Raw genomic sequence first — 2347 nt, forward strand, 5'->3', positions numbered from 1 at the left:
GTAAGCATAGAAAAACAGAAAAGAAATATGGCATTCCATCAGCTACTGGTGCGCATGCAGCTAAGATTTATCAAACGATGGGACTGTCTTTAGCAAGCACACCTTTTGTTATTGTGGATAACTCAATGTAGTGCCCTGGGTTTTGAAGGAATCCTTATAAAATAAGGCTTTCACATTCAAAAGTGTCAAAGTCGGGAAATTAATCGATATGATTATCACAGCGATGCATCTTGTGTAAGGAGAGAGCATGTTTTTAAAAAATACATACCAGGCCGTGGTTGCAACAATTTTTTTCACGATTCTATTAGGTTTGGCATACCCTTTATTAATGATGGCAGCAGGCTTATTGTTTGCTAAAGATCAAGCTACTGGGTCTTTGGTAACATATAATGGTAAAATTATCGGCTCAACGCTTATAGGTCAGGCAATGCCTGTGACACTTTTTCAACCAAGGCCTTCAGCAAATAATTATAACGCACTGTCATCTGGCGGGAGTAACTTGAGTATTAATAATGAAAAACAGCAAGCACAAGTTCAAAAACGTATTCAATGGCTAAAGGCAAATTATGGCAGTGCACCTGTTCCAGAGGATTTGGTATTTGCCTCAGGCAGTGGTTTAGACCCAGATATTTCTTTGGCTTCTGCTTATTACCAGGCAGATTATGTTGCTAAAAGAAATGGCTTGCCAATTTCATTGGTGACAGCTTTAATTAATCAATTTGCACAAAAGCATCTGTTTAACCCAAGTACCGTAAATGTGCTGAAGCTAAATTTGGCTGTGCTAAAAGCATTTGATGAGAAAAGGTAATGGATAGATCGTGCATATTTTGTTCAAATGTTATAAGATGATAGCCTGTACTTTGTGAGAAGTTAAGTGGTCAAATAGTAATAAAACGATGGTAAAAAAACAAAAAGTTGCTGCTTTGCTGCATTTGGCAGATAGATCGGATGCGGATAAAGCACGAGGAAAGCTTAAGGTTTTTCTGGGTTTTGCACCAGGTGTTGGCAAGACCTATATGATGCTAAATAAAGCAAAAGAGTTACAAAAGGAAGGCTATGATGTTGTGCTTGGGCTTGTGGTAAGCCATGGTAGGGCGCAAACGCTAAAAGCAGCCGAAGGACTTGAGCAAATCCCGCTTAGACAAGTTCAGTATAAAGAAAAGACATTTGAAGAGATCGATATAAACGCTATTGTCGCAAGAAAACCTGATCTTGTTATTATTGATGAGTTAGCACACAGTAATTTGCCAGGTGCACGCAACAAAAAACGGTATCTTGATATTATAGAAATACTGGATGCGGGCATTGACGTATATACGGCGATTAATATCCAGCATATTGCAAGTCTTTCTTATGAAGTCAGCCAGATCACGAAGGCTACTGTACATGAAATTGTGCCAGATAGTTTTATTCAGTCTGCTGATGAGTTGGTTGTTGTTGATTTAACAGCCAAAGAACTAATCAACCGGTTAAAAGCAGGAAAAATCTATCAGCAGGATATGGCTAACCGTGCGCTTTCGCACTATTTTCAATATACACATTTGAGCATTTTGCGTGATTATACTTTTCGTCTTGCAGCAAATCATATTGGTGAGGATATACGTCAATATAAAAAGCTGTATAATCAGCGTGAAATGATTATCACCTCGCCTTGTGTTTTAGTCTGCTTAAGTTATGATGAATCAACGCCAAAGCTGTTACGACGTGGTAAACAGCTTTCGAATATTGCCAATGCTCGGCTTTTAGGTATTTTTGTGCATAAACCACATCGGCGATTTTCCAAGTTGCAATTGCGACAAATCCGTCGCTACAAGAATATGGCAAGTACACTAGGTTATGATATAGAGCATATCTCTGGTAGCAAACTATCAAAAACAATTATTCAATATGCAGATAGCCATCAGGTAACTGATATTGTGATAGGGAAATCCAAACGTGCTAAATGGGTAGATACTTTTTTTGGCTCAGTCGTGTACGATTTAATTCGCCACAGTGCAGGCCGGCAAGTCCATGTAGTTGTTACCAAAACCCACCTGAAAGCATCTCCAAAACAAAAGCCTTTTATATTGAAAGCTAAAAATCATTGGTCAAATATTATCAAAGCAAGCGCTATCAGTTTTATCTCAGGTGTGCTGATTTATTTTTTAATGGGCGCATTGGGGTTACCTGCACAATCATTAAGCTTAGTGTTGGTCTTAATGTTGTGTGCATATCGATATGGCTTGAAAGCTTCTATATTTGCATCCTTAATCAGTTTTATCATGTATATGTACATGTATTTAACACCCAACTTTGTGTTTACTATTGGCACACTAGGTTCTGTGAACCAAAAAAACTAGGTTCTGTG

At 38.2% G+C, this 2347-nt stretch carries 2 protein-coding genes; both read left to right on the forward strand.

What is annotated here, in order from left to right; all coding sequences use genetic code 11:
* Positions 1-247: 247 nt before the first annotated feature.
* A complete protein-coding gene (locus tag DNK84_RS04425) occupies positions 248-808 on the forward strand; it encodes a potassium-transporting ATPase subunit C (RefSeq protein ID WP_119343364.1) in 561 nt (186 codons plus the stop codon).
* Between the two features lie 88 nt (positions 809-896).
* Entirely contained in the window at positions 897-2339 is a 1443-nt protein-coding gene (locus tag DNK84_RS04430) for a hypothetical protein (protein ID WP_119343365.1), read from the forward strand.
* The last annotated feature ends 8 nt before the right edge of the window (positions 2340-2347 follow it).

Origin of the sequence: Facilibium subflavum (genome assembly GCF_003574485.1) — a bacterium.
GTDB classification, from domain to species: Bacteria; Pseudomonadota; Gammaproteobacteria; order Francisellales; family Francisellaceae; genus Facilibium; species Facilibium subflavum.

Coding starts and splice junctions, on each gene's coding strand:
- DNK84_RS04430 (WP_119343365.1), top strand. CDS start 897: ATGGTAAAAAAACAAAAAGTTGCTGCTTTGCTGCATTTGGCAGATAGA.
- DNK84_RS04425 (WP_119343364.1), top strand. CDS start 248: ATGTTTTTAAAAAATACATACCAGGCCGTGGTTGCAACAATTTTTTTC.